Origin of the sequence: Lysobacter solisilvae (assembly GCF_016613535.2) — a bacterium.
In the GTDB taxonomy this organism is placed as follows: domain Bacteria; phylum Pseudomonadota; class Gammaproteobacteria; order Xanthomonadales; family Xanthomonadaceae; genus Agrilutibacter; species Agrilutibacter solisilvae.
This window is the reverse complement of record NZ_CP071518.1, coordinates 3,047,573-3,068,908: the sequence shown is the minus strand read 5'-3', so window position 1 is coordinate 3,068,908 and position 21,336 is coordinate 3,047,573. Positions and strand designations below refer to the sequence as shown.

Here is a 21,336-nt window from a genome sequence, read left to right as displayed (position 1 = left end):
CGGGGGACAGGGAGCGAAGCGGAGATCGCGGCTTCGCCCGCGGGCCCTGTTCAATGCGAACGGCGCTGGGCCGGGCTCAGTTCCGCAAGGGCTTGCCTGTCTTGAGCATGTGCATGATGCGTTCCTGCGTCTTGGGCATCTGCGCCAGGGCGACGAAATGCTCGCGTTCCAGGCGGATCAGCCACTCCTCGTCGACCAGCGTGCCGCGGTCCACGTCACCGCCGCAGACCACCGTGGCGATGCGGGTGGCTATCTCGAAATCGTGCGGCGAGATGAAGCGGCCTTCGAGCATGTTGACCAGCATCATCTTGAAGGTCGCGATGCCGACATTGCCGGCCACCTGGATGCGGCGGGCGGGCAGGGGCGGGCGGTAACCGGACTCGGCCAGCGCGCGGGCCTGCTGGCGCGCGACGTGCAGCAGCTCGAAGGTGTTGAACACGACCAGGTCGGTCTCGCGCGCCAGCTTCAAGGCGCGCGCCTCCATCGCGGAGGTCGATACCTTGCCCATCGCCACGCTCTCGAAGGCGGTGCGCAGCTGGGCGAACACGTCGCCGCCAGGGCCGGCGGCGTCAGATGCGCGCACGGCGAATTCCTTCAGGCCGCCACCGGCAGGCAGCAGGCCGACGCCGGCCTCGACCAGGCCCACGTAGCTTTCCAGGGCGAACACGGTGCGCGCTGCGTGCATCTGGAACTCGCACCCGCCACCCAGCGCCAGGCCACGCACCGCGGCCACGACCGGCACTTGGGCGTACTTGATGCGCTGGCTGGTCTTCTGGAAGTCGGCGACCATGGCCTCGAAACCGGCCACGTTGCCCGCCTGCAGCAGGCCCAGCGCGCCCTGCAGGTCGGCACCGGCGGAGAAGGGCTCCTTCGGCTGCCAGATGACCAGGCCGCGGAAGTCGCGCTCGGCGATGTCGATGGCCTGTTGCAGGCCCTGCAGCACGGCGTCGTTCACCGTGTGCAGCTTGGTCTTGAAGCTGACGACCGCGATGTCGTCGCCTTCATCGGCCCACATCCGCACGCCATCGTTCTCGTACACCGTGCGGCCCTGGGAGGCCTTCTCACCGATCAGCGCATCGGGGAAACGCTGGCGGCCGTACACCGCGTGCGAGGAGCGGGGCACCATGGCGTTGCGCGCCGGGCTGAAACTGCCTGCGGTGCCATGCACGCCGTCGCGGCCGTCGAAGACCCAATCGGGCAGCGGCGCATTGCTCATCGCCTGGCCGGACACGATGTCTTCGGCGATCCATTCGGCCACCTGCTTCCAGCCCGCGGCCTGCCAGGTCTCGAACGGGCCCAGCGACCAGCCGTAGCCCCAGCGGATGGCCAGGTCGACGTCGCGTGCGGTTTCAGCGATCGATTCCAGATGGAAGGCGCTGTAGTGGAAGGTGTCGCGGAAGCACGCCCATAGGAACTTCGCCTGGGGATGCTCGCTGGCGCGCAGGGCGGCGAACTTCCTGGCCGGATCGCGCTCCTTCAGCAGGGCGGCGACTTCGGCATCGGGTTCGCCCGCGCTGGGGCGGTAGTCCTGCGCCTGCAGGTCGAGGACGAGGATGTCCTTGCCGCGCTTGGTATAGAAGCCCGCACCGGCCTTCTGTCCCAGCGCGCCCTTGTCCACCAGGCCCTGGAGCCACTTTGGCGCCTTGAAGTACGGGTGCCAGGGGTCCTCGGGCAGGGTGTCGGCCATGGTCTTGATGACGTGGGCCATCGTGTCCAGGCCGACCACGTCCGCGGTGCGGTAGGTCGCCGACTTCGGCCGCCCGATCGCCGGGCCGGTGAGGGCGTCGACGGTATCGAAGCCCAGCCCCAGCTGCTCGGTGTGGTGCATCGCGGCGAGCATGGAGAACACGCCGATGCGGTTGCCGATGAAGTTCGGCGTGTCCTTGGCGTACACCACGCCCTTGCCCAGGGTGGTGACCAGGAAGCTTTCCAGGCCTTCCAGCACGGCCGTTTCGGTCGTGCGGGCGGGGATGAGCTCGGCAAGGTGCATGTAGCGCGGCGGATTGAAGAAGTGGACGCCGCAGAAGCGCCCGTGCAGTTCCTCGGGCAGCACGTCCGCCAGGGTGTTGATGCCCAGGCCCGAGGTGTTGCTGGCCAGCACCGCATGGGCAGGCACGAACGGGGCGATCCTGCGGTAGAGGTCCTGCTTCCAGTCCATGCGTTCGGCGATCGCCTCGATGATGAGGTCGCATTCGCGCAGCAGTTCCAGGCCGGTCTCGTAGTTGGCCGGCGTGATCCGCTCGGCGAGCGCCTTGTCCGCGAACGGCGCCGGGCTCAGCTTGGCCAGGTTGGCGATGGCGCGGGTGACCACGCCGTTGGGGTCGCCGTCCTTGGCCGGCAGGTCGAACAACACGGTGTCGACGCCGGCATTGGTCAGGTGGGCGGCGATCTGCGCACCCATCACGCCTGCGCCCAGCACTGCGGCGCGCCGGACAAGTAGTTTGTTAGACATGTTCTGCAAGTCCTTGGTTGGCAAGACATTGCCGGCCGTTCCGCCGGCGGAGAGGGAAGTCGGGGGCGTGCCTTCAGGCGCTGCGGAAGCCCGCGGCGGCGAAGGCGATGAGTTCGCGGGCCGCGCGGTCGCGGTGAGCGGTCTCGGTCACGCCCGATGGGCGCTTGATCAGGCCGAAGTCGGCCATGGCATAGGTCAGCGCGCCGACCAGGATGTCCAGCCGCCAGTACAGCGAATCCTTGCTCAGCTGCGGCAGGCAGGCGGCGATCGCCTTGGCGAATTCGCGCAGGACATGGCCGTAATGCTCGGACAGGAAGCGGCGCAGGGCGTCGTTCTTCTCGGCGAAGGCGCGCGCGACCATGCGCGCGAACGCGCCGCCGTGGCGGTCCTGCGCGATGGCCAGGGCAGGGCTGACGAAGGCGGCGAGGATCGGTTCGAGCTCGCCCGGATGCTCGCGGACGGCCACTTTCAGGGCGGCCAGGCGCTGCGCGCTCATCTCGTCCATGCGGCGGCGGAAGACCTCGTTGACCAGGTTCTCCTTGCTGCCGAAGTGGTAGTTGACCGCCGCGATGTTGACGTCCGCCCGGCTTGTCACCTGGCGCAGCGAGGTGCCAGCGAAGCCGAACTGGGCGAACAGTTCCTCCGCCGCGCCCAGGATGCGGTCCTTGGTGGAGAACGGGTGGCTCACGGTCATCGGCGGGGCTCGGCAGGTGATTCAAACATCCGTTTGATACTTGCACCATACGCCACCGAACGTCAACCCGTCCGTTCAGTCTGGAAAGTGCAAAGGGGACCGTACTTCCGTTAGAATTTGCCCCAGCCATTTCGGCTAAACCCGCGATTCGACGCGGGTTTTTCTGTTATTCTCGGGCGCGAACAGCGGAAGTCACCGTCGCCCGCCAATCCGGAGATATGTCCCATGGCGCTGGAGCGCACCCTGTCCATCATCAAGCCCGACGCCGTCGCCAAGAACGTCGTTGGTGAAATCTATTCGCGTTTCGAGAAGGCCGGCCTGAAGGTCGCCGCCGCCCGCATGAAGCACCTGTCGCGCGCCGAGGCCGAAGGCTTCTACGCCGTGCACCGCGAGCGTCCGTTCTTCAACGCGCTCGTTGAATTCATGATCAGCGGCCCGGTGATGATCCAGGTGCTGCAGGGCGAAGGCGCCGTGCTGAAGAACCGCGAACTGATGGGCGCCACCAACCCGAAGGACGCCGCCGCGGGCACGATCCGCGCCGATTTCGCCGACAGCATCGACGCCAACGCCGTGCACGGTTCGGATTCGCTGGAGAACGCCGCGATCGAAGTCGCGTACTTCTTCCCGGCCACCGACGTCTACACCCGTTGATCGGGCTGCCGCCTGACTTCCCCACGCCATCGCCATGACCACGCGTACACCCATCGATCTCAAGCTCGCCGACGCAGGCAATGCGGCGGCACGCCCGGTCGATGCCGCGGCGTCGGGTGCTGGCCTCCCGGAAGCCATGCGTGATGCGCCCGGACCGGCCCCGGCCGGTCCGGCGCGTACCAACATCTTCGACTTCGACCGCGTCTCCCTGGAGCGCTTCTTCGAGGAAGAACTGGGCGAGAAGAAGTTCCGCGCCCACCAGGTGATGAAGTGGATCCATCACCGCTACGTCACCGATTTCGCGGACATGACCGACCTGGGCAAGGTCCTGCGCGGCAAGCTCGAGGAGCGTGCCGTGGTGCATGCCCCGCAGCTGCTGTTCGACAAGGCCTCCACCGACGGCACCCACAAGTGGCTGCTCGGCATGGACGCGAAGAACGCCATCGAGACCGTCTACATCCCCGACAAGGGACGCGGCACGCTGTGCGTGTCCTCGCAGGTGGGCTGCGCGCTCAACTGCACGTTCTGCTCGACGGCGACGCAGGGCTTCAACCGCAACCTGTCCACCGCCGAGATCATCGGCCAGGTCTGGATCGCCGCGCGCCACCTGGGCAACGTCCCGCACCAGCAGCGCAAGCTCACCAACGTGGTGATGATGGGCATGGGCGAGCCGCTGGCGAATTTCGACAACGTCGTGCGCGCCATGAGCATCATGCGCGACGACCTGGGCTATGGCCTTGCCAACAAGCGCGTGACCCTGTCCACCGCGGGCATGGTGCCGATGATCGACCGCCTGGGCGAGGAGTCCGACGTGTCGCTCGCCGTCTCGCTGCACGCGCCCAACGACGAACTGCGCAGCGAACTGGTGCCGCTCAACAAGAAGTACCCGATCGAGCAGCTGATGGATGCCTGCGTGCGCTATGCCCTGCGCAAGCGCGGCACGTCGGTGACGTTTGAATACACCCTGATGAAGGGCGTCAACGACCAGCCGCAGCACGCCCGCGAGCTGATCCGACTGCTGCGCGCGTTCGACAACGCCGTGCAGATGAAGGACGCGGCGAAGGTCAACCTGATTCCATTCAATCCGTTCCCGGGCACGCGCTACGAGCGCCCCGGTGACGAAGCCATCCGTGGCTTCCAGAAACTGCTCAACAACGCCGGCATGATCGCGCCGGTGCGCCGCACCCGCGGCGACGACATCGATGCCGCCTGCGGCCAGCTCAAGGGCCAGGTGATGGACCGCACCCGCCGCCAGGCCGATTTCCGCAAGCGTCTGCAGGCACAGGGACGGCCCGCGGGAGCTAACGATGCGGCGGCCTGAGCCGCTGCGGACGTTCCTGGCGCTTGCGGCCCTGGCGGTCGCGGGCTGCGGGGGCGACCCCGGCTACGTGCGCACGAGCGTTGAAGGCCAGCGCAATTTCACCCGTACCGCCACCGAGGTCCATGTCAGCGACAAGCGGCGCGGGACTTCGGCCCAGGCCCAGCGCAACCTGGTGCTGGCCCGGGAACACCTCGCCAAGGGCGACCTGGCCGCCGCCGAACGCGCCGCGGCCGACGTGATCCGGCAGGACCCGACCTCCATCGACGGCCAGACCGTGATGGCCTCGATCCTCTCGCGCAAGGGCGATTCCTCTGGCGCCGGCGCGCATTTCCGCAAGGCAGTCGAACTGGCGCCGGCCAACCCGCATGCCCTGAACAACTACGGGCTCTGGCTCTGCGGGCAGGGGCGGGCGCGCGATTCCCTGGTGCTGTTCGACAAGGCCCTGGCAGCCGCGCGCGAGCAACCCACGGTGCTGGCCAATGCCGGCGTGTGCGCCGAGCAGGCCGGTGATCAGGCCCGCGCGGAGCGTGACCTGCGTCGCTCGGTGGCGCTCGACCCGGTCAATGCCAAGGCGCTTGGGGCGATCGCGCGCAGGCAGTTCCAGGCCGGCAACGCCTTCGAGGCGCGTGCATTTTCGGAACGGCGTCTCGCTGCAGCACCACCGGACCCCCAGGCGTTGTTGCTTGCGTCACAGATCGAAGAAAAACTCGGCGACACGGCTGCGGCCGCGCGCTACGTTGCGCGCCTGAAAAAGGAGTTTCCTGGCGCACCGGAAGCACGAGGCTCCACAACGGGGGAAGGTGGCAGGCAATGACGTATTCCGACCAGAACACGACGGGCGGCCAGCCTGGGTGCGGCGCGGTGTTGCGGCAAGCCCGGGAGGCGGCCGGCCTGTCCATTGAGCAGGTGGCCACCCAGCTGCGCATGACCGTCCGCGCCGTGGCCAACCTCGAATCCGACGACTGGTCGTCCCTGGGCGCGCCGGTTTTCGTCCGTGGCCAGCTGCGCAGCTATGCGCGCCTGCTGGACGTGAATCTCGAACCGCTGCTCGAGCAGAGCGGCCAGACGGCCACCGTCGCACCGTCGACCCTGGTCAGCCATTCCCATACGCCGACCTATCGCCGCTTCGCCGAGCATTGGGGTCGCCGCGCCATCTACGTGGCCATCACCGCCGCAATCGTCGTGCCGGTCTGGCTGGGCACGCGCACCCATCTCAACGGGGGCAACCTGGCCCTGGAGTCGCTGGACGTGCCGGTCTCCACGACGCAGCAGGCAGCGGCACCCGCGCAGGGTGAAGTCCGCCAGCGCATCCCGGTCGTGGCGTCCATGGCGACGCTGCCGGCTGCCACGCAGCCCGCGCTTTCCCTGAATTTCACCGGCGAAAGCTGGTTCCGCGCCGTCGGGCCCGACGGCCACCTGGTCGAGGAAGGCGTGCTCAGCGCCGGCCAGCAGCGCAGCTACGCCACCGGCGAAGTGGGCCAGATCGTGCTGGGCAACGTGGACGCCGTCGAAGTCAAGCGCGCGGGTGCCAACGTCGACCTCGCGCCATTCAGCCGCGCGAACGTGGCGCGCTTTACGCTATCCTCTGACGGTTCCCTCGCGCCGGTCGCCAACTGACCCGCGTTGCGGGTCGACCCTCCCACCGGCCTAGCGCTGGTCCTTTCTGCGATCCCTGCCTGACCGGCGGGGCGAGACTCCATGGCGATCGACGAACTCCTAGACGAACACGAACAGAGCGAACGCGTCCGCGAATGGCTCCGCCGTAACGGCAGCGCGCTCACCATCGGCATTGCCCTCGGCCTTGCTGCTATCGGCGGTTGGCAGTGGTGGAAAGTCCACCGGCAGAACCAGCTCACCGGTGCGGCCGATGCCTATCAGTCGGCCGTGACGGCGATCGAAGGCAAGGACGCGGCCGCCAGCGCGAAGGTGAATGCCACGCCCGATGGCATCTATCGCGCCCTGGCCCAGCTCGAACTGGCCAAGTCCCAGTACGCCGCCGGCAAGCGCGATGACGCCATCGCCACGCTGCGTGCGGTCAAGACCAGCGATCCGGCCCTCGCGCCGGTCGTCCAGGTGAGGCTGGCGCGCCTGCTGATCGACGCGAAGAAGGCCGACGAGGCCCTCAAGCTGGTCGCTTCGGCCGATTCCATCGCCGCGATGGAAGTGCGCGGCGACGCGCAGCTGGCCTTGGGCAAGCGCGACCAGGCCCGCGAGACATACGGCAAGGCGTTGCTGAGGACTGAAGTGGGCACGCCGCAGCGTCGCCTGCTGGAACTCAAGCTCACGGAAGCCGGCGGTACTCCCCCCAAGACCGAGACCCAGTCCTGATGACGCCTTACCAGACACCGCTCCGTCTCCACGGCACGTCCGCCCGCTCCCGCGCTCCGGGATCGGTTTCCAGGGGTTCGTCCATGGGACTGCGGCTGTCGGTCGCCCTGGCCTGCGCCCTTGCATTGGGCGGCTGTTCCACGGTCAAGGGCTGGTTCGACGGCGGCAAGGACGAGCCCAACGAACCGGCGCCGCTGACCGACATCACGCCTTCGGTTGAAGTCACCCGCTTGTGGTCGGCCAGTGCCGGCAAGGGTGAAGGCCGCATCGGCGCGCGCCAGGGTCCCGCCGTCGCGGACGGCCGCGTGTATGCCGCCGCGCTCAAGGGTGGCGTGCGCGCCCTGGACCTGCAGACCGGCAAGACGGTGTGGCACCACGAGTCCGACCTGCTGATCTCCGGTGGTCCGGGCGTGGGTGACGGCCTGGTCGTCGCTGGCGGCCTCGACGGCGAGGTGATCGCGCTGGACGCCGCCACCGGCGAGGAAAAGTGGACCGCGAAGATCCCGGCGGAAATCGTCGCCGCCCCGACCATCGGCCTGGGCAGCGTGTTCGTGCATTCGGCCGACGGCCGGGTGACGGCACTGGACGCCGCCTCCGGTGAACGCCGCTGGTTCTGGACCCATGAGCCGCCGGCGCTCACCCTGCGCGGCAACGACGCCGTCTCGCTCGGCCCGGGCTTCGTGTTCGTCGGCAATGACGACGGTTCGGTGACGGCGCTGTCGGCCACCGACGGCCACAGCCTGTGGAGCCTCCCGGTGGCGCAGCCTGAAGGCCGCACCGAACTGGATCGGGTCGCCGACGTCGATGGCACCCCCATCCTCGACGGCACCACGCTGTACGCCACCAGCTTCAAGAAGCAGACCCTGGCCATCGATGCCCCTTCGGGCCGTCCCGTCTGGGTCTCCAGCGAGGGGGGCGTGGGTCGGCTGGGCCTGGGCAGCGACCGCCTGCTGGTGTCCGACCCGACCGGCAACGTGCACGCGCTCGACAAGAGCAATGGCGCCTCGCTGTGGAAGCAGCCCGCGCTGGAGCGGCGCAACCTGACCGGTCCGGTCGTCCAGGGCGATTACGCCGTGGTCGGTGATTTCGACGGTTACCTGCACTGGCTCAAGCTGGAGAACGGCGAACTGGCCGCCCGCACGCGCCTGAGCGGCAAGGCCCTGCGCGGCGCGCCGGTCGTGGTCGACGGTGTGCTGGTGGCCCAGGATGTCGACGGAGAAGTGGCCGCCTACCGCCTGGGCCAGTAATCGCGTTGTTGTTCCGCATGACCCCGGCCCTGCGCCGGGGTTATTGTTTTCCGGCGCCTACCCGCGCTTTCTCCTTCTGATCGGCAGGTCCGCATGCTCCCCCTCGTAGCCCTGGTGGGTCGTCCCAACGTCGGCAAGTCGACGCTGTTCAACGCCCTGACCCGCACGCGCGACGCCCTGGTCCACGATCAGCCCGGCGTCACCCGCGACCGCAATTACGGCGTCGCACGCCCCGAAGGCATGCGGCCCTTCGCCGTGGTCGACACGGGCGGCATCGCCGGCGAGGACGAAGGGCTGGCCGGCGCGACCGCGCGCCAGGCCCGCGCCGCGGCGGAGGAGGCCGACCTGGTCCTGTTCATCGTCGACGGCCGCGAAGGCCCCTCGGCCCTGGACGACGACATCCTGCGCTGGCTGCGCAAGGCCGCCCGCCCGACGCTGCTGGTGGTCAACAAGACCGACGGCATCGATGTGCGCGCCGCCATCGCCGAGTTCGCCCGCTACGGCTTCGAGGACGTCATCGCCGTCTCCTCCGCGCACCGGCAGGGCATCGACGAGCTGCTCGAGGACGTGATGAAGCGGCTGCCGGAGGAAGGCACCTCCGTCGAACTGGACGCCGACCCCGAACGCATCCGCGTGGCCTTCATCGGCCGCCCGAACGTGGGCAAGTCGACGCTGGTGAACCGCCTGCTGGGCGAGGAGCGGATGATCGCGTCCGAGGTGCCCGGCACCACGCGCGACGCGGTGTCCGTCGACATGGAGCGCGACGGCCGCCGTTACCGCCTGGTCGACACCGCCGGCCTGCGCCGCAAGCGGAGCGTCGATGAAGCGGTGGAGAAGTTCTCCATCATCAAGACGCTGGCCGCCATCGAGGAATGCCAGGTCGCCGTGGTGATGCTCGATGCAGGCGAGGGCGTCACCGACCAGGACGCGAGCGTGCTGGGTTATGCGCTCGACGCCGGGCGCGCCCTGGTCGTGGCGGTCAACAAGTGGGACGGCCAGACCGACTACCAGCGCCAGCAGACCGAGAACCTGCTGGTGCGCAAGCTGGCGTTCGTCGAATGGGCCGAAGCGGTGCGCATCAGCGCCAAGCACGGCTCGGGCCTGCGCGAACTGTTCGCCGCCATCCATCGCGCGCACCGCTCGGCGACCACCGAGATCGGCACCAGCGAGGTCACCAAGGCGATGGAAATCGCCTACGAGACCAACCCGCCGCCGGTCGTGCGCGGCCATGCCCCCAAGCTGCGTTTCGCCCATCCCGGCGGCGTGAACCCGCCGACGTTCATCGTCCACGGCACGCGCCTGCGCACCCTGGCCGACAGCTACAAGCGCTATCTCGAGAACTTCTTCCGCAAGCGCTTCAAGCTGGTGGGCACGCCGGTGCGTTTCATCTTCAAGGAAGGCACCAATCCCTACGAGGGCAAGAAGAACGTGCTGACCGAGCGCCAGGTGGCCAAGAAGCGCCGGCTGATCCGGCACGTCAAGCGCGGCAAATGAGGGCGGCGGCGCCCGGTCGACACCACGTTGCCCGCCGGACGGCCCGCCTCGGGCATGTCCGATGACCGCCGCCATCCCCGCATCGCAGATCACGCTCGGCGTCCTGGCCGGCGGCCTGGCCACGCGCCTGGGCGGCCGCGACAAGGCGTGGATCGAGCGCGACGGCACTGCGCAGGTCCTGCGCTGGCAGCGACGGTTCGCGCCGGAGGTGGCGGGCATGATCGTCAGCGCCAACCGTGACCTCCCGCGTTACGCGCGCCATGGGCTGCACGCGGTCGCCGACCGCCTTCCTGGCGCGGCCCCTGCCGCCGGGGCAGGGCCCGTTGCCGGCCTGGACGCACTCGCCCACGCATGCCCCACGCCCTGGATGCTGACGCTGCCCGTGGACCTGTTCGGCGTGAACGACTGCCTGCTGCCCACGCTCGTGGCCGGGAGCGCCGCCGATGGGGCGTGGGCGCGCGACGAGGAGGGCGGACAGCCGCTGGTGGCATTGTGGCGCGTGGAAGCGATGCGCCAGGCGCTGGCCTCCATGCCTGAAGCAAGCGGCGCCGTGCACGCGCTGCAGGCGCGCCTGGACATGGCCTGTGTGACATTCCGCGGCGTGCGCTTCGGCAACCTCAACACGCCAGAAGATCTGCTGGCGGCAGGTATTTCCCATGAGTGACTTCCCGACCGGCCTGCTGCTGGACGAGGCGCTGGCGATCGTGCGCGACGTGGCGCAGGCGCACCGGCTCGAAACGCAATCCCTGGCGCTGCCACGCTGCCACGGCCGGGTGCTGGCGCATGACATCACCGCGCCGATGGCGTTGCCGCCCTTCGACAACAGCGCGATGGACGGCTTCGCCTTCCGCCATGCCGACCTTCGTACCGACCTCCAGGCGCAGGCGACCGGACTGCGGCTGGTCGGCGAACAGTTCGCCGGCCTGCGCGTGGATCTCGCGCTCGGCGCCGGGGAATGCGCGCGGATCACCACCGGCGCGCCGCTGCCGGCCGGCGCCGACAGCGTGGCGATCAAGGAAGTGTGCGGCGTGGAGAGCGACACCGTCCGCGTGCCGGTGGACACGGCATCCGGCGCGAACGTCCGCCGCGCCGGCGAGGACGTGCGCGAAGGCGATCACGTCCTCGCCGCGGGCAGCGTCCTGACCCCGGCGCGCGTGTCGCTCGCCGCCTCGCTGGGCATCGCGAGCCTGCCGGTGTCGCGCAAGCCGACCGTGGCGGTGTTCACCACCGGCGACGAACTGATCGAACCGGGCATGCCGCTGGCGCCGGGGCAGATCTACGACAGCAACCGCGAACTGCTGATGGGGCTGCTGCGCGCCGACGGGTTGGAGCCCACCGCCTGGCCCCGCCTGCCGGACGACCCGCGCCAGGTGGAGATCGCATTGCGCGATGCCGGCTGCGCGTTCGACCTGATCGTCACCGCCGGCGGCGTTTCGGCCGGCGAGAAGGACCACCTGCCCGAGGTGATCCAGCGCTTCGGCCACACCCACTTCTGGAAGGTGCGGATGAAGCCGGGCATGCCGCTGCTGTTCGGCAGCCTGGACCAGTCGCGCGTGCTGGCCCTGCCGGGAAACCCCGTGTCGGTCTACGCGACCTACCTGACCGTGGGCCGCGCATTGATCGACGGCCTGCAGGGCCGGCTCGAGCCGCGGCCGCGCTGGCGCGCGCAACTGGTCGAACCGCTGGAGAAGACCCACGCCCGCCGCGAGTTCGTGCGTGGCCACCTCGCGGCCGGCGAGAACGGCGTGCTCCACGTGCAGGCCGACGGCGCGACCGGTTCGCACCGGCTGCACGCCGCCGCGCGCGCGAACGCGCTGATCGTGGTGCCCGAAGGCCCGCAGCGACTGGCGGCGGGGCAGGTGGTCGAGGTCCTCCCGCTGTAACGGTGCATGCGGCCGGCGCAGCCCCGGAGTACCGGGCGCGTCGGCGATAATCGCGGCATGACCATCGAATTCCTCACCCCGGCGCAGGCGCTCGAGCGCGTCCGTTCGGGCGCCGTGCTGATCGACGTGCGCGAGGCCCACGAACGTGCGGCGGGCCACGCCCAGGGCGCGCTGGGCGTCGCGCGGTCACAGCTGGAAGCCGATCCCTTCGCGACCGTGCCCAGCGCGGACACCGCGGTGGTCCTGATCTGCCAGATGGGCGGCCGTTCGACGCAGGCGGCCAGGGCACTGGAGGCCGCGGGCTTCCGAAACCTCGCGTCGGTCGAGGGCGGCACCACGCGCTGGCAGGCCGAGGGCCTGCCGATGACCGTGCCCGACCAGGACCAGGCCGACTTCTACGACCGCTATTCCCGCCACCTGCGGCTGCCGGAAGTCGGCGAAGCGGGGCAGCGCCGGCTCGAGGCCGCGCGCGTGGCGATGGTCGGTGCGGGCGGCCTGGGTTCGCCGGCGGCGTTCTACCTCGCGGCGGCGGGCGTGGGCACGCTGGTGCTGGCCGACGACGACGTGGTCGATCGCAGCAACCTGCAGCGCCAGATCCTGCACACGCAGGCGAGCGTCGGCCGGCCCAAGACCGATTCGGCCCGCACCACGCTCAACGCGCTCAACCCGCGGGTTCGCGTGGAGCCCTTCGCCGAGCGCATCCACGCCGGCAACGTCGAGCGCCTGATCGCCGACGCCGACGTGGTGATCGACGGCGCCGACAACTTTCCCGCCCGCTACCTGCTCAACGATGCGTGCGTGAAGCTGGGCAAGCCGCTGGTGTACGGCGCCGTGCACCGCTTCGAAGGGCAGGTGGGCGTGTTCGACGCCGGACGCCATCGCGGCCAGGCGCCGTGCTACCGCTGCCTGTTCCCCGAGCCGCCGCCGCCCGAGGCCGCCCCCAACTGCGCCGAGGCGGGCGTGCTGGGCGTGCTGCCGGGCGTGATCGGCCTGCTGCAGGCCACCGAGGCCCTGAAGCTGATCCTGGGCATCGGCGAGCCGCTGCGCGGACGCCTGCTGCATTTCGACGCCCTGGGCATGCGTTTCCGCGAGACCCGGCTGCGCCCCGATCCGGACTGCCCGGTCTGCGCCGCCGGACGTGAATTCCCCGGATACATCGACTATGCGAGGTTCTGCGCGGGGGGCTGACGTCCGCATCCAACGTCCGGATCCGGGGTCGGCGCCGCGTTCCTACCGTGGAGGAACCACGGAACGCCACGTCGACGGAAGGTGGAACATGGCCTGCAGCACAGGGATCAGGGTGGTGATGGCGGGCGCGCTGGCGCTTTCCTTCCAGGCCGCGGCCGCCTCGCCGTGCCAGCGCGCGCCGGGCGCGCCCGACACCTACGCCAGCCGCATCGCGGCGCTGGCCTGCGCCGAGAACCAGCTCTGGTTCGGCCCCTTCATCGACGTCAACGGGCGACTGGCCCGCATGTCGGTGTCGGAAGCCGAGAAGCTGCGCCTGAGCGACGGCGCGACGCCGGCCTGGCGCCGCGTGGCCGACTACTGGAAGGGCAGCGGCATGCTCTGGCAGATGTCCGGATACCCCGGCGCGGCGGACTGCAGCGCGGGTGAGTCCGGCGCGCCGATGCAGATGGCGTCCTGCCGTGCCTTCCTCGTCGACACGCCCTGGTCGGCGGTATTCGTGACCTATGTGATGAACCGCGCCGGCGTACCCGGGTTCCTGGGCTCGGCCAGCCACATCGACTACGTGCGCGCCGCCTTCCACAATCCCGCCGCCGGCCCTTATTCGTTCGCCGATCCCGACACCACGCCGGCCTCGCCGGGCGACATGCTCTGCTTCTCGCGCACGCGCGCCACCTACGGGTATCCGGGCATGCGCAGCATGCTGGCCGCCAACGACGGCGCGGGCCTGGCCATGCACTGCGACATCGTCGTGGCCGCCAGCCCCGGCGGCGACCATCGCCTCTACCTGGTGGGCGGCAACGTGCTGCAGGGCGTCACCATGCGCGTGCTGAACCTCAATCGCCAGGGGCTGCCCTGGGGCCTGCCGCGACGCACGGGGGGCGAATCGGAGTGTCGTCCGGACAACGAGGACGCCTGCAACTTCAATCGCCAGGACTGGGTGGCGCTGCTCAAGCTCAACCCGCTACCGGCGCCGACGCGCGCGATCTCGCTGCCTTCCACGCAGCCGGCGTGCTGCACGGCCTGTCCGTTGCCGATGCCCGAGGGCATGCGCCGGTGTGCCGCCCCGGCCTCGACACCGCCGATGCAGGCGCCGACGAATCCCTGAAGTCCTGACCCGCCGCCGCGCGGCACCCATAGGGCGGGTCTCGACCCGCCGCAAGGTGGCGGCGGACGTGGCGCGGACGCGCCCGGCCGCAGGGGGCATCTTCACGCCATAGGGCGGGTCTCGACCCGCCGCGAAGTGGCGGCGAACGTGGGGCGGCGGGTCAAGACCCGCCCTATGCGGCTTCTGGCGCACAACTAGACGACGGTGCGGCCTTCCTCGGCTTCCTTGCGGCGCGGATGCGCCCGGCCGCGGGGTGCATCTTCACGCCATAGGGCGGGTCTTGACCCGCCGCGCGGTGGCGGCGGACGTGGGGCGGCGGGTCAAGACCCGCCCTATGCGCTGATGTGGTCGCACTGCCAAGCGGGGCGGCGGGTCAAGACCCACCCTATCCGGCATCTGGCGCACAGCTAGACGACGGTGCGGCCTTCCTCGGCTTCCTTGCGGCGCGGACGCGCCCGGCTGCGGGGATCCATCTGCACGCCCAGCACGATGTTGCAGTGGATGCAGCTCAGGCTCAGGCACCGGACTTCGCCGCTGCCGTTGTTCTGTCCGAAGATGCTCTCGATGCGGACATGCAGGAGCCGATTGCCGCACTTCGGGCATTCGCCTTGATTGATCATGTCAAACGTCCTCGCGGGGTCGCCGGGTCATTGCGGGAAAGTCTTCGGAAAAGCGCTCAGCGCCGGGTGAAAAAGCGGGTCAGCGTCTGGCGGAATACCGGATCGGCACCCACGTTGGAATGGTCGGCATCGGGCAGGTCCAGCACCTTGGCCGGCCGCCCGATCGATGCGATGAGCCGCCGCGTGTTGGCCGGCGGCACGACCACGTCGCGGCCCGCCTGCACCACCAGCAGCGGCCCGGCATAGCGGGAGAGATAGGTCACCGAGTCGAAGCGCTCGCGCGCGATCAGCTTCACGGGCAGCCAGGGGTAGTACTGCTGGCCGACATCGACCAGCGTGTCGAACGGCGTCACCAGCGCCAGCCTCCGCACGGGCCGATGGCCCGCGACGTGGCTGGCCACGCCCGTGCCCAGGCTGCGCCCGATGACGTCCACGCCCGCGCGCGGGTGCCGGGCCCGCACGGTGTCGAACAGCGCCAGCGCATCGGAGAACAGGGCCTGCTCGCTGGGCTCGCCCTCGCTGGCGCCGAAGCCGCGGTAGGCCACCAGGTAGGCGGTGTGGTTGGGGAACCACTGCGCGAAGGTGTCGCGATGGTCCTGGATGGATTCGGCGTTGCCGCCGAAATAGATCAGGGCCCGCCGGCGTCCCGGGTTGACGACCCAGCCGCGCAGGGTTACGCCGTCCTGGGACAGGGAGAAGTCGGTCTGCTCCACCCCCACCCGGGTCAGCTGCGGGCAGTAGGTCAGGTCGCGCTGCCGGACATACAGGTAACCGCAGGCGGCTACGTAGGTCAGGGCGATGGGTAGCGCGATCCAGATCATGGGCACCCGCAGCAGCAGGACGACGAAGTGGCGACTCTCCTAGTGAGAACGCAAGGGCGGGCGGGAGCCGGGCACCCGGTCCGTCGCACGGAGCCCGCGGCCGGATGGGCGGGCGGCGCGATGGAGCCGGCGACGTCGGGCGGCGCCGATGCGTTCGCACGCCACTGCGATACCACTGCCGCTGTCCACGGACGGTGAGGCGGTGCGCGTGTCCGAAGTCCGGAACGACCGGCCGGCCGAACGGCGCGGTCGCGCGGGATCAGCCGCCGTGCCCCGCCTGCGCCGCGGCGAAGGCGGCCAGTTGTTCGGGGGTGGCTTCGCGCTGGTGCTTTTCCTTCCACTGCGCGAAGGGTTCGCCGTACAGCGCCTGGCGCGCCTCGTCGCGGGTCATGGTGATGCCGCGCTCACCGGCGGCATCTCGGTACCAGTCGGCCAGGCAGTTGCGGCAGAAGCCGGCGGTGATCATCAGGTCGATGTTCTGCACGTCCGGGCGGTCCTGCAGCAGGTGCTGCTGCAGGCGGCGGAAGACGGCGGCCTGGATCTGCTGGGTTTCGAAGTCGAGTTCGGTCATGGATCGTCCGGAGCGGGGGAGGCTTGGGCGATAATGTGCGCCTTCCTCGCCGGGCCGCGCCACCGCGTCGGGCTGCCGCCCGCACCGCGCCCCGTGCCTGTCCCCGCCTCCGACTTTCGCGAATCCCGAATCGAATGACCGCCCGCATCCTTGATGGCAAACGCATCGCCGAAGACCTGCTCGACAACCTCAAGGCGCAGGTCGACGCCCGCATCCAGGCCGGCAAGCCCGCGCCGGGGCTGGCGGTGGTGCTGGTCGGCAACGACCCGGCCTCCAGCGTCTACGTCAAGAACAAGCGGCGCGCCGCGCAGAAGGTCGGCATCCGCGCGATCGACTACGACCTGCCCGCCGACACCTCCGACGAGCAGCTGCTGGCGCTGATCGACCGGCTCAACGCCGATCCCTCGGTCCACGGCATCCTGGTGCAGTTGCCCTTGCCCGGCCATCGCGACGCCACTCACCTGATCCACCGGATCCACCCCGGCAAGGACGTGGACGGCTTCCATCCGGAGAACGTCGGCCACCTGGCCCTGCGCCAGTTCGGCCTGCGGCCCTGCACGCCGCGCGGCATCACCACGCTGCTGGCCTACACCGACCGACCGGTCCGCGGCCAGAGCGCCACGATCGTGGGCGTGTCCAACCACGTCGGCCGGCCGATGGCGCTGGAGCTGCTGATCGCCGGCTGCACGGTGACCAGCTGCCACAAGTTCACCCCCAAGGACGTGCTCGAATCCTCGGTGCGCCACGCCGACATCCTGGTGGTGGCCGTCGGCCGTCCGCAGCTGATTCCGGGCGAATGGGTGAAGCCCGGCGCCGTGGTCATCGACGTGGGCATCAACCGCCTGGACGACGGCCGCCTGGTCGGCGACGTGGGCTTCCAGGCCGCCGCGGAGCGGGCCAGCTGGATCACCCCGGTGCCGGGCGGCGTGGGCCCGATGACGGTGGCCACGCTGATGCAGAACACGCTCGAGGCGGCGGAAGCGGCCGACCGCTGACAGGGGCCGGGTGCTCTGCGCCGGACCCGCTTTTTCGGGGCGGCGCGTTTGTTCGCAGGGCGCTTTCGTTCGCCGGCCACGCGTGTACGGCTGGGCCGTTTGCCGTTTGGGGTTGCGAGCCTTTCCCTTGAGGCTGTCGAGCCTTGGGCTTGAGGCTATTTGCCTTGCCGATGAGGCTCAAAGCCTTGGCGGAGGCGCTCCCGGGGCCTGTTGGATGAGGCTTTGAGCCTCATGGGCAGGAAAAAATGCCTTGGCGTCGAGGCTCGAGGGCTTCATCGGCAAGGCTTTTTGCTTCATGCGAAAGGCTTTTTGCCCTTCGATCAGGGCTGCTTTTGCCCACCATTAGGGCTCGGCGGTATTCGGGAAGGATGCGGAGCCTTGATGGAGGAGCTCGAACACGCTCTGGAGGGATCCGGAGCCTGGCCGGACGGCCCCGGGCACCTTGCGGGAAGGGCCGGGAGCCACGCGGGTGTGGCTCGGACACTGGCGGGGCGGGGTGGGGATCGCGCGCGGCGGCGGGGCCGGGTTCAAAAGGCGCTCTGGAACGGGGAGTTCGTGGCGCGCGGCGGCGGGGCCGGGTTCGAGGGCGGCTCTGGAACGGGGAGTTCGTCGCGCGCGGCGGGGTCGGGTTCAAAGGACGGCTCTGGAACGGTGAATCCGTCGCGCGCGGCGGCGCGTTTTTCATTTGTGGCGTGCGTAGAGATACCTGGCGCGGTTACAATGGCGCGCTTCATCAAACCGGGACCGCCCATGCTGCGTATCCAGGCTGAAGCGCTGACCTACGACGACGTCTCCCTCGTACCTGCGCACTCGATCGTCCTGCCCAAGGACGTTTCGCTGGCCACCCGCCTCACCCGCACCCTGAACCTGCGCCTGCCCATCGTCTCGGCGGCCATGGACACCGTCAGCGAAGCACGCCTGGCCATCGCCATGGCCCAGCTGGGCGGCATCAGCATCCTGCACAAGAACATGAGTCTGGAAGCCCAGGCCGCGCAGGTCGCGCACGTCAAGAAGTTCGAGGCGGGGGTCATCAAGGAGCCCTTCACCGTCGGCCCCGATGCGACCATCGGCGACGTCCTCAAGCTCACCCGCGCCCGCAACATCTCGGGCGTGCCGGTGGTGGACGGCGGCCAGCTGGTCGGCATCGTCACCAGCCGCGACATGCGCTTTGAGGCCAAGCTCGACGATCCGGTCCGCCACATCATGACCAAGAAGGATCGCCTGATCACCGTGCGCGAGGGCGCGTCGGACGAGGAAGTCGTCCAGCTCCTGCACAAGCACCGCATCGAGAAGGTGCTGGTGGTCAACGACGGCTTCGAGCTGCGCGGCCTGATCACTGTCAAGGACATCCAGAAGAAGTCCGACAACCCCAACGCCGCCTATGACAGCTCCGAGCGCCTGCTCGCGGGCGCGGCGGTCGGCGTGGGCGGCGACACCGAGGCGCGCGTGGAAGCGCTCGCCGCGGCCGGCGTCGACGTCGTCGTGGTCGACACCGCGCACGGCCATTCGCAGGGCGTGCTCGAGCGGGTGCAGTGGGTCAAGAAGAACTTCCCGCAGCTGCAGGTCATCGGCGGCAACATCGTCACCGGCGATGCGGCGCTGGCCCTGATGGACCACGGCGCGGACGCGGTGAAGGTCGGCGTCGGCCCGGGGTCGATCTGCACCACCCGCATCGTCGCGGGCGTGGGCGTGCCGCAGATCACCGCGGTGGCCATGGTCGCCGAGGCATTGCAGGACCGCATCCCGCTGATCGCAGACGGCGGCATCCGCTTCTCGGGCGACATCGGCAAGGCGATCGTCGCCGGCGCCTCCACGGTGATGATCGGCGGCCTGTTCGCCGGCACCGAGGAAGCTCCGGGCGAGGTCGAACTCTTCCAGGGCCGCAGCTACAAGAGCTACCGCGGCATGGGCTCGCTGGGCGCGATGGAGCTCGGCTCCAAGGACCGCTATTTCCAGGACGCGTCGGACGCCGACAAGCTCGTGCCCGAAGGCATCGAGGGCCGCGTGCCGTACCGCGGTCCGCTGCGCGGCGTGGTCCACCAGCTCGCCGGCGGCCTGCGCGCCACCATGGGCTACGTGGGCTGCGCGACGATCGAGGACATGCGCAAGAAGCCCAGCTTCGTCCGCGTGACCTCGGCCGGCACGCGCGAGAGCCACGTGCACGACGTGCAGATCACGAAGGAACCACCGAATTACCGCGCCGGCTGATGCCGGCGCTTTGTTTCAACCGTCATTCCCGCGTACGCGGGAATCCAGTGCCTTAGCCGTTGCCGTTCGCCGTGCCTGCGTTGCTTTCATCGACAAGCGCAGAGTCACTGGATTCCCGCGTACGCGGGAATGACGAGCAAGGGCAGATGTCCGACCCGTGCCCATGACCAACATCCATTCCGACAAGATCCTGATCCTCGACTTCGGCGCGCAGTACACGCAGCTGATTGCCCGCCGCATCCGCGAGATCGGGGTCTACTGCGAAGTCTGGGCCTGGGACCACGACCCGGCCGAGATCGCGAAGTTCGGCGCCAAGGGCATCATCCTGTCGGGCGGCCCGGAATCCACGACCGAGTTCGGCGCCCCCAAGGCTCCGCAGGAGGTCTTCGATTCGGGCCTGCCGATCCTGGGCATCTGCTACGGCATGCAGACCCTGGCCGCGCAGCTGGGTGGTGCGACCGAAGCGGCCGATGCGCGCGAGTTCGGCCACGCCGAAGTCGAACTGGTCGCGCACGACGCGCTGCTGGGCGGGCTGAGCGACCACGACGGCGAGCGCCGCCTGGACGTCTGGATGAGCCACGGCGACCACGTCGCGCAGGCCCCGCCGGGCTGGACCGTCACCGCCGTCACCGACCGCATCCCCGTCGCCGCGATGGCGCTCGAGGAAAAGCGCTGGTACGGCGTGCAGTTCCATCCCGAAGTCACCCACACCAAGCAGGGCCTGGCCCTGCTGCGCCGCTTCGTGGTCGAGATCAGCGGCTGCCGCACCCTGTGGACGGCGGCCAACATCATCGAGGACCAGATCGAGCGCGTGCGCGAGGTCGTGGGGCAGGACGAGGTGATCCTTGGGCTGTCCGGGGGCGTGGACTCGTCCGTCGTCGCCGCGCTGCTGCACAAGGCCATCGGCTCGCAGCTGACCTGCGTGTTCGTCGACACCGGCCTGCTGCGCTGGAACGAGGGCGACCAGGTGATGGCGATGTTCGCCGAGCACATGGGCGTCAAGGTCGTGCGCGTGAACGCCGCCGACCGCTATTTCGAGCGGCTGGCCGGCGTCGCCGACCCGGAAGCCAAGCGCAAGATCATCGGCAACCTGTTCGTCGAGATCTTCGACGAGGAGTCGGCCAAGCTCGCCAACGCCCGGTGGCTGGCGCAGGGCACCATCTATCCCGACGTGATCGAGTCGGCCGGCAGCAAGACCGGCAAGGCCCACGTCATCAAGAGCCACCACAACGTGGGCGGCCTGCCCGAGCACATGAAGCTGGGCCTGGTCGAGCCGCTGCGCGAACTGTTCAAGGACGAGGTCCGTCGCCTGGGCGTCGAACTGGGCCTGCCGCACTCGATGGTCTACCGGCATCCGTTCCCGGGCCCCGGCCTGGGCGTGCGCATCCTGGGCGAAGTGCAGCGCGAGTACGCGCAGCTGCTCGCCAAGGCCGACCACATCTTCATCGACGAACTGCGGCGCGCCGACCTGTACGACAAGGTGAGCCAGGCCTTCGCCGTGTTCCTGCCGGTGAAGTCGGTCGGCGTGGTGGGCGACGCGCGCGCCTACGAATGGGTGATCGCGCTGCGCGCGGTGGAAACCATCGACTTCATGACCGCGCACTGGGCGCACCTGCCGCACGAGTTCCTGGGCACCGTGTCCAACCGCATCATCAACGAACTGCGCGGCGTCTCGCGCGTGGTGTACGACATCAGCGGCAAGCCGCCGGCGACGATCGAGTGGGAGTGATGGCTCCCGCCAGCGCAGGGCCCTCCGGG

19 protein-coding genes are annotated in these 21,336 nt (G+C 69.5%); 14 read left to right on the top strand and 5 right to left on the bottom strand.

The window, feature by feature from the left end; translation table 11 throughout:
* Positions 1 to 76 precede the first annotated feature (76 nt).
* On the bottom strand, positions 77 to 2,452 hold the full coding sequence (locus I8J32_RS13445) for a 3-hydroxyacyl-CoA dehydrogenase/enoyl-CoA hydratase family protein (protein WP_200616463.1): 2,376 nt from the start codon (positions 2,450 to 2,452) through the stop codon (positions 77 to 79).
* A gap of 73 nt (positions 2,453 to 2,525) precedes the next feature.
* Positions 2,526 to 3,146 (bottom strand): TetR/AcrR family transcriptional regulator, encoded by a 621-nt coding sequence (locus I8J32_RS13440; protein ID WP_200616462.1) that lies wholly within the window; start codon positions 3,144 to 3,146, stop codon positions 2,526 to 2,528.
* Positions 3,147 to 3,371: 225 nt separating this feature from the next.
* On the opposite strand from I8J32_RS13440, the gene ndk reads away from it, so the two are divergent.
* The 11 genes from ndk to I8J32_RS13385 all read left to right on the top strand — a co-directional run bounded on the left by ndk (position 3,372) and on the right by I8J32_RS13385 (position 14,363).
* Entirely contained in the window at positions 3,372 to 3,797 is a 426-nt protein-coding gene (ndk, locus tag I8J32_RS13435; protein ID WP_200616460.1) for a nucleoside-diphosphate kinase, read from the top strand.
* Positions 3,798 to 3,933: 136 nt separating this feature from the next.
* Positions 3,934 to 5,118 (top strand): 23S rRNA (adenine(2503)-C(2))-methyltransferase RlmN, encoded by a 1,185-nt coding sequence (gene rlmN / locus I8J32_RS13430; RefSeq protein WP_200616497.1) that lies wholly within the window; start codon positions 3,934 to 3,936, stop codon positions 5,116 to 5,118.
* Entirely contained in the window at positions 5,105 to 5,932 is an 828-nt protein-coding gene (locus tag I8J32_RS13425) for a tetratricopeptide repeat protein (RefSeq protein ID WP_200616459.1), read from the top strand. The genes rlmN and I8J32_RS13425 overlap by 14 nt, the downstream gene beginning before the upstream one ends.
* Positions 5,929 to 6,735, top strand: a complete 807-nt coding sequence (locus tag I8J32_RS13420) for a helix-turn-helix domain-containing protein (protein ID WP_200616457.1) — start codon at positions 5,929 to 5,931, stop codon at positions 6,733 to 6,735. Before I8J32_RS13425 ends, I8J32_RS13420 begins: the two co-directional genes overlap by 4 nt.
* A gap of 81 nt (positions 6,736 to 6,816) precedes the next feature.
* On the top strand, positions 6,817 to 7,446 hold the full coding sequence (locus I8J32_RS13415; RefSeq protein ID WP_200616456.1) for a YfgM family protein: 630 nt from the start codon (positions 6,817 to 6,819) through the stop codon (positions 7,444 to 7,446).
* Positions 7,447 to 7,529: 83 nt separating this feature from the next.
* Positions 7,530 to 8,693 carry an outer membrane protein assembly factor BamB gene (gene bamB / locus I8J32_RS13410; protein WP_200616454.1) on the top strand — a complete coding sequence of 388 codons (1,164 nt, stop codon included), beginning with the start codon at positions 7,530 to 7,532 and terminating at the stop codon, positions 8,691 to 8,693.
* Positions 8,694 to 8,786: 93 nt separating this feature from the next.
* On the top strand, positions 8,787 to 10,187 hold the full coding sequence (der, locus tag I8J32_RS13405) for a ribosome biogenesis GTPase Der (RefSeq protein ID WP_207526615.1): 1,401 nt from the start codon (positions 8,787 to 8,789) through the stop codon (positions 10,185 to 10,187).
* A 61-nt stretch (positions 10,188 to 10,248) separates the two neighbouring features.
* Positions 10,249 to 10,851, top strand: coding sequence for a molybdenum cofactor guanylyltransferase (mobA, locus tag I8J32_RS13400; RefSeq protein WP_200616451.1), 603 nt, complete (start codon positions 10,249 to 10,251; stop codon positions 10,849 to 10,851).
* Positions 10,844 to 12,070: a molybdopterin molybdotransferase MoeA gene (locus tag I8J32_RS13395; protein ID WP_207526614.1), complete on the top strand. Its 1,227-nt coding sequence runs from the start codon at positions 10,844 to 10,846 to the stop codon at positions 12,068 to 12,070. Before mobA ends, I8J32_RS13395 begins: the two co-directional genes overlap by 8 nt.
* Positions 12,071 to 12,127: 57 nt before the next feature.
* Positions 12,128 to 13,258, top strand: a complete 1,131-nt coding sequence (gene moeB, locus I8J32_RS13390) for a molybdopterin-synthase adenylyltransferase MoeB (RefSeq protein WP_200616447.1) — start codon at positions 12,128 to 12,130, stop codon at positions 13,256 to 13,258.
* 88 nt (positions 13,259 to 13,346) lie between these two features.
* Entirely contained in the window at positions 13,347 to 14,363 is a 1,017-nt protein-coding gene (locus I8J32_RS13385; RefSeq protein WP_200616446.1) for a DUF2272 domain-containing protein, read from the top strand.
* Positions 14,364 to 14,770: 407 nt separating this feature from the next.
* Here I8J32_RS13385 and I8J32_RS13380 read toward each other — a convergent pair whose 3' ends face one another.
* From I8J32_RS13380 to I8J32_RS13370, 3 genes are all read right to left on the bottom strand, one after another.
* Complete coding sequence (locus tag I8J32_RS13380; RefSeq protein ID WP_200616444.1) at positions 14,771 to 14,983, bottom strand: hypothetical protein; 213 nt, start codon at positions 14,981 to 14,983, stop codon at positions 14,771 to 14,773.
* A gap of 56 nt (positions 14,984 to 15,039) precedes the next feature.
* Positions 15,040 to 15,804: an alpha/beta hydrolase gene (locus tag I8J32_RS13375; RefSeq protein ID WP_200616443.1), complete on the bottom strand. Its 765-nt coding sequence runs from the start codon at positions 15,802 to 15,804 to the stop codon at positions 15,040 to 15,042.
* Positions 15,805 to 16,063: 259 nt separating this feature from the next.
* Positions 16,064 to 16,375 carry a DUF1244 domain-containing protein gene (locus tag I8J32_RS13370; protein WP_200616441.1) on the bottom strand — a complete coding sequence of 104 codons (312 nt, stop codon included), beginning with the start codon at positions 16,373 to 16,375 and terminating at the stop codon, positions 16,064 to 16,066.
* Between the two features lie 134 nt (positions 16,376 to 16,509).
* On the opposite strand from I8J32_RS13370, the gene folD reads away from it, so the two are divergent.
* The 3 genes from folD (at position 16,510) to guaA (ending at position 21,307) form a co-directional block, all read left to right on the top strand.
* Positions 16,510 to 17,370: a bifunctional methylenetetrahydrofolate dehydrogenase/methenyltetrahydrofolate cyclohydrolase FolD gene (gene folD, locus I8J32_RS13365; RefSeq protein WP_207526613.1), complete on the top strand. Its 861-nt coding sequence runs from the start codon at positions 16,510 to 16,512 to the stop codon at positions 17,368 to 17,370.
* Positions 17,371 to 18,120: 750 nt separating this feature from the next.
* Positions 18,121 to 19,578: an IMP dehydrogenase gene (guaB, locus tag I8J32_RS13360; RefSeq protein WP_200616438.1), complete on the top strand. Its 1,458-nt coding sequence runs from the start codon at positions 18,121 to 18,123 to the stop codon at positions 19,576 to 19,578.
* A 163-nt stretch (positions 19,579 to 19,741) separates the two neighbouring features.
* Positions 19,742 to 21,307, top strand: coding sequence for a glutamine-hydrolyzing GMP synthase (gene guaA / locus I8J32_RS13355; protein ID WP_200616437.1), 1,566 nt, complete (start codon positions 19,742 to 19,744; stop codon positions 21,305 to 21,307).
* Positions 21,308 to 21,336 lie beyond the last annotated feature (29 nt).

Excerpts from the sequence above, each read along its gene's own strand:
- I8J32_RS13395 (WP_207526614.1), top strand. The coding sequence starts at position 10,844 with ATGAGTGACTTCCCGACCGGCCTGCTGCTGGACGAGGCGCTGGCGATC.
- I8J32_RS13385 (WP_200616446.1), top strand. The coding sequence starts at position 13,347 with ATGGCCTGCAGCACAGGGATCAGGGTGGTGATGGCGGGCGCGCTGGCG.
- I8J32_RS13415 (WP_200616456.1), top strand. The coding sequence starts at position 6,817 with ATGGCGATCGACGAACTCCTAGACGAACACGAACAGAGCGAACGCGTC.
- I8J32_RS13420 (WP_200616457.1), top strand. The coding sequence starts at position 5,929 with ATGACGTATTCCGACCAGAACACGACGGGCGGCCAGCCTGGGTGCGGC.
- moeB (WP_200616447.1), top strand. The coding sequence starts at position 12,128 with ATGACCATCGAATTCCTCACCCCGGCGCAGGCGCTCGAGCGCGTCCGT.
- ndk (WP_200616460.1), top strand. The coding sequence starts at position 3,372 with ATGGCGCTGGAGCGCACCCTGTCCATCATCAAGCCCGACGCCGTCGCC.
- der (WP_207526615.1), top strand. The coding sequence starts at position 8,787 with ATGCTCCCCCTCGTAGCCCTGGTGGGTCGTCCCAACGTCGGCAAGTCG.
- I8J32_RS13425 (WP_200616459.1), top strand. The coding sequence starts at position 5,105 with ATGCGGCGGCCTGAGCCGCTGCGGACGTTCCTGGCGCTTGCGGCCCTG.
- I8J32_RS13445 (WP_200616463.1), bottom strand. The coding sequence starts at position 2,452 with ATGTCTAACAAACTACTTGTCCGGCGCGCCGCAGTGCTGGGCGCAGGC.
- I8J32_RS13380 (WP_200616444.1), bottom strand. The coding sequence starts at position 14,983 with ATGATCAATCAAGGCGAATGCCCGAAGTGCGGCAATCGGCTCCTGCAT.
- rlmN (WP_200616497.1), top strand. The coding sequence starts at position 3,934 with ATGCGTGATGCGCCCGGACCGGCCCCGGCCGGTCCGGCGCGTACCAAC.
- mobA (WP_200616451.1), top strand. The coding sequence starts at position 10,249 with ATGACCGCCGCCATCCCCGCATCGCAGATCACGCTCGGCGTCCTGGCC.
- guaA (WP_200616437.1), top strand. The coding sequence starts at position 19,742 with ATGACCAACATCCATTCCGACAAGATCCTGATCCTCGACTTCGGCGCG.
- folD (WP_207526613.1), top strand. The coding sequence starts at position 16,510 with ATGACCGCCCGCATCCTTGATGGCAAACGCATCGCCGAAGACCTGCTC.
- I8J32_RS13440 (WP_200616462.1), bottom strand. The coding sequence starts at position 3,146 with ATGACCGTGAGCCACCCGTTCTCCACCAAGGACCGCATCCTGGGCGCG.
- bamB (WP_200616454.1), top strand. The coding sequence starts at position 7,530 with ATGGGACTGCGGCTGTCGGTCGCCCTGGCCTGCGCCCTTGCATTGGGC.
- guaB (WP_200616438.1), top strand. The coding sequence starts at position 18,121 with ATGCTGCGTATCCAGGCTGAAGCGCTGACCTACGACGACGTCTCCCTC.
- I8J32_RS13375 (WP_200616443.1), bottom strand. The coding sequence starts at position 15,804 with ATGATCTGGATCGCGCTACCCATCGCCCTGACCTACGTAGCCGCCTGC.
- I8J32_RS13370 (WP_200616441.1), bottom strand. The coding sequence starts at position 16,375 with ATGACCGAACTCGACTTCGAAACCCAGCAGATCCAGGCCGCCGTCTTC.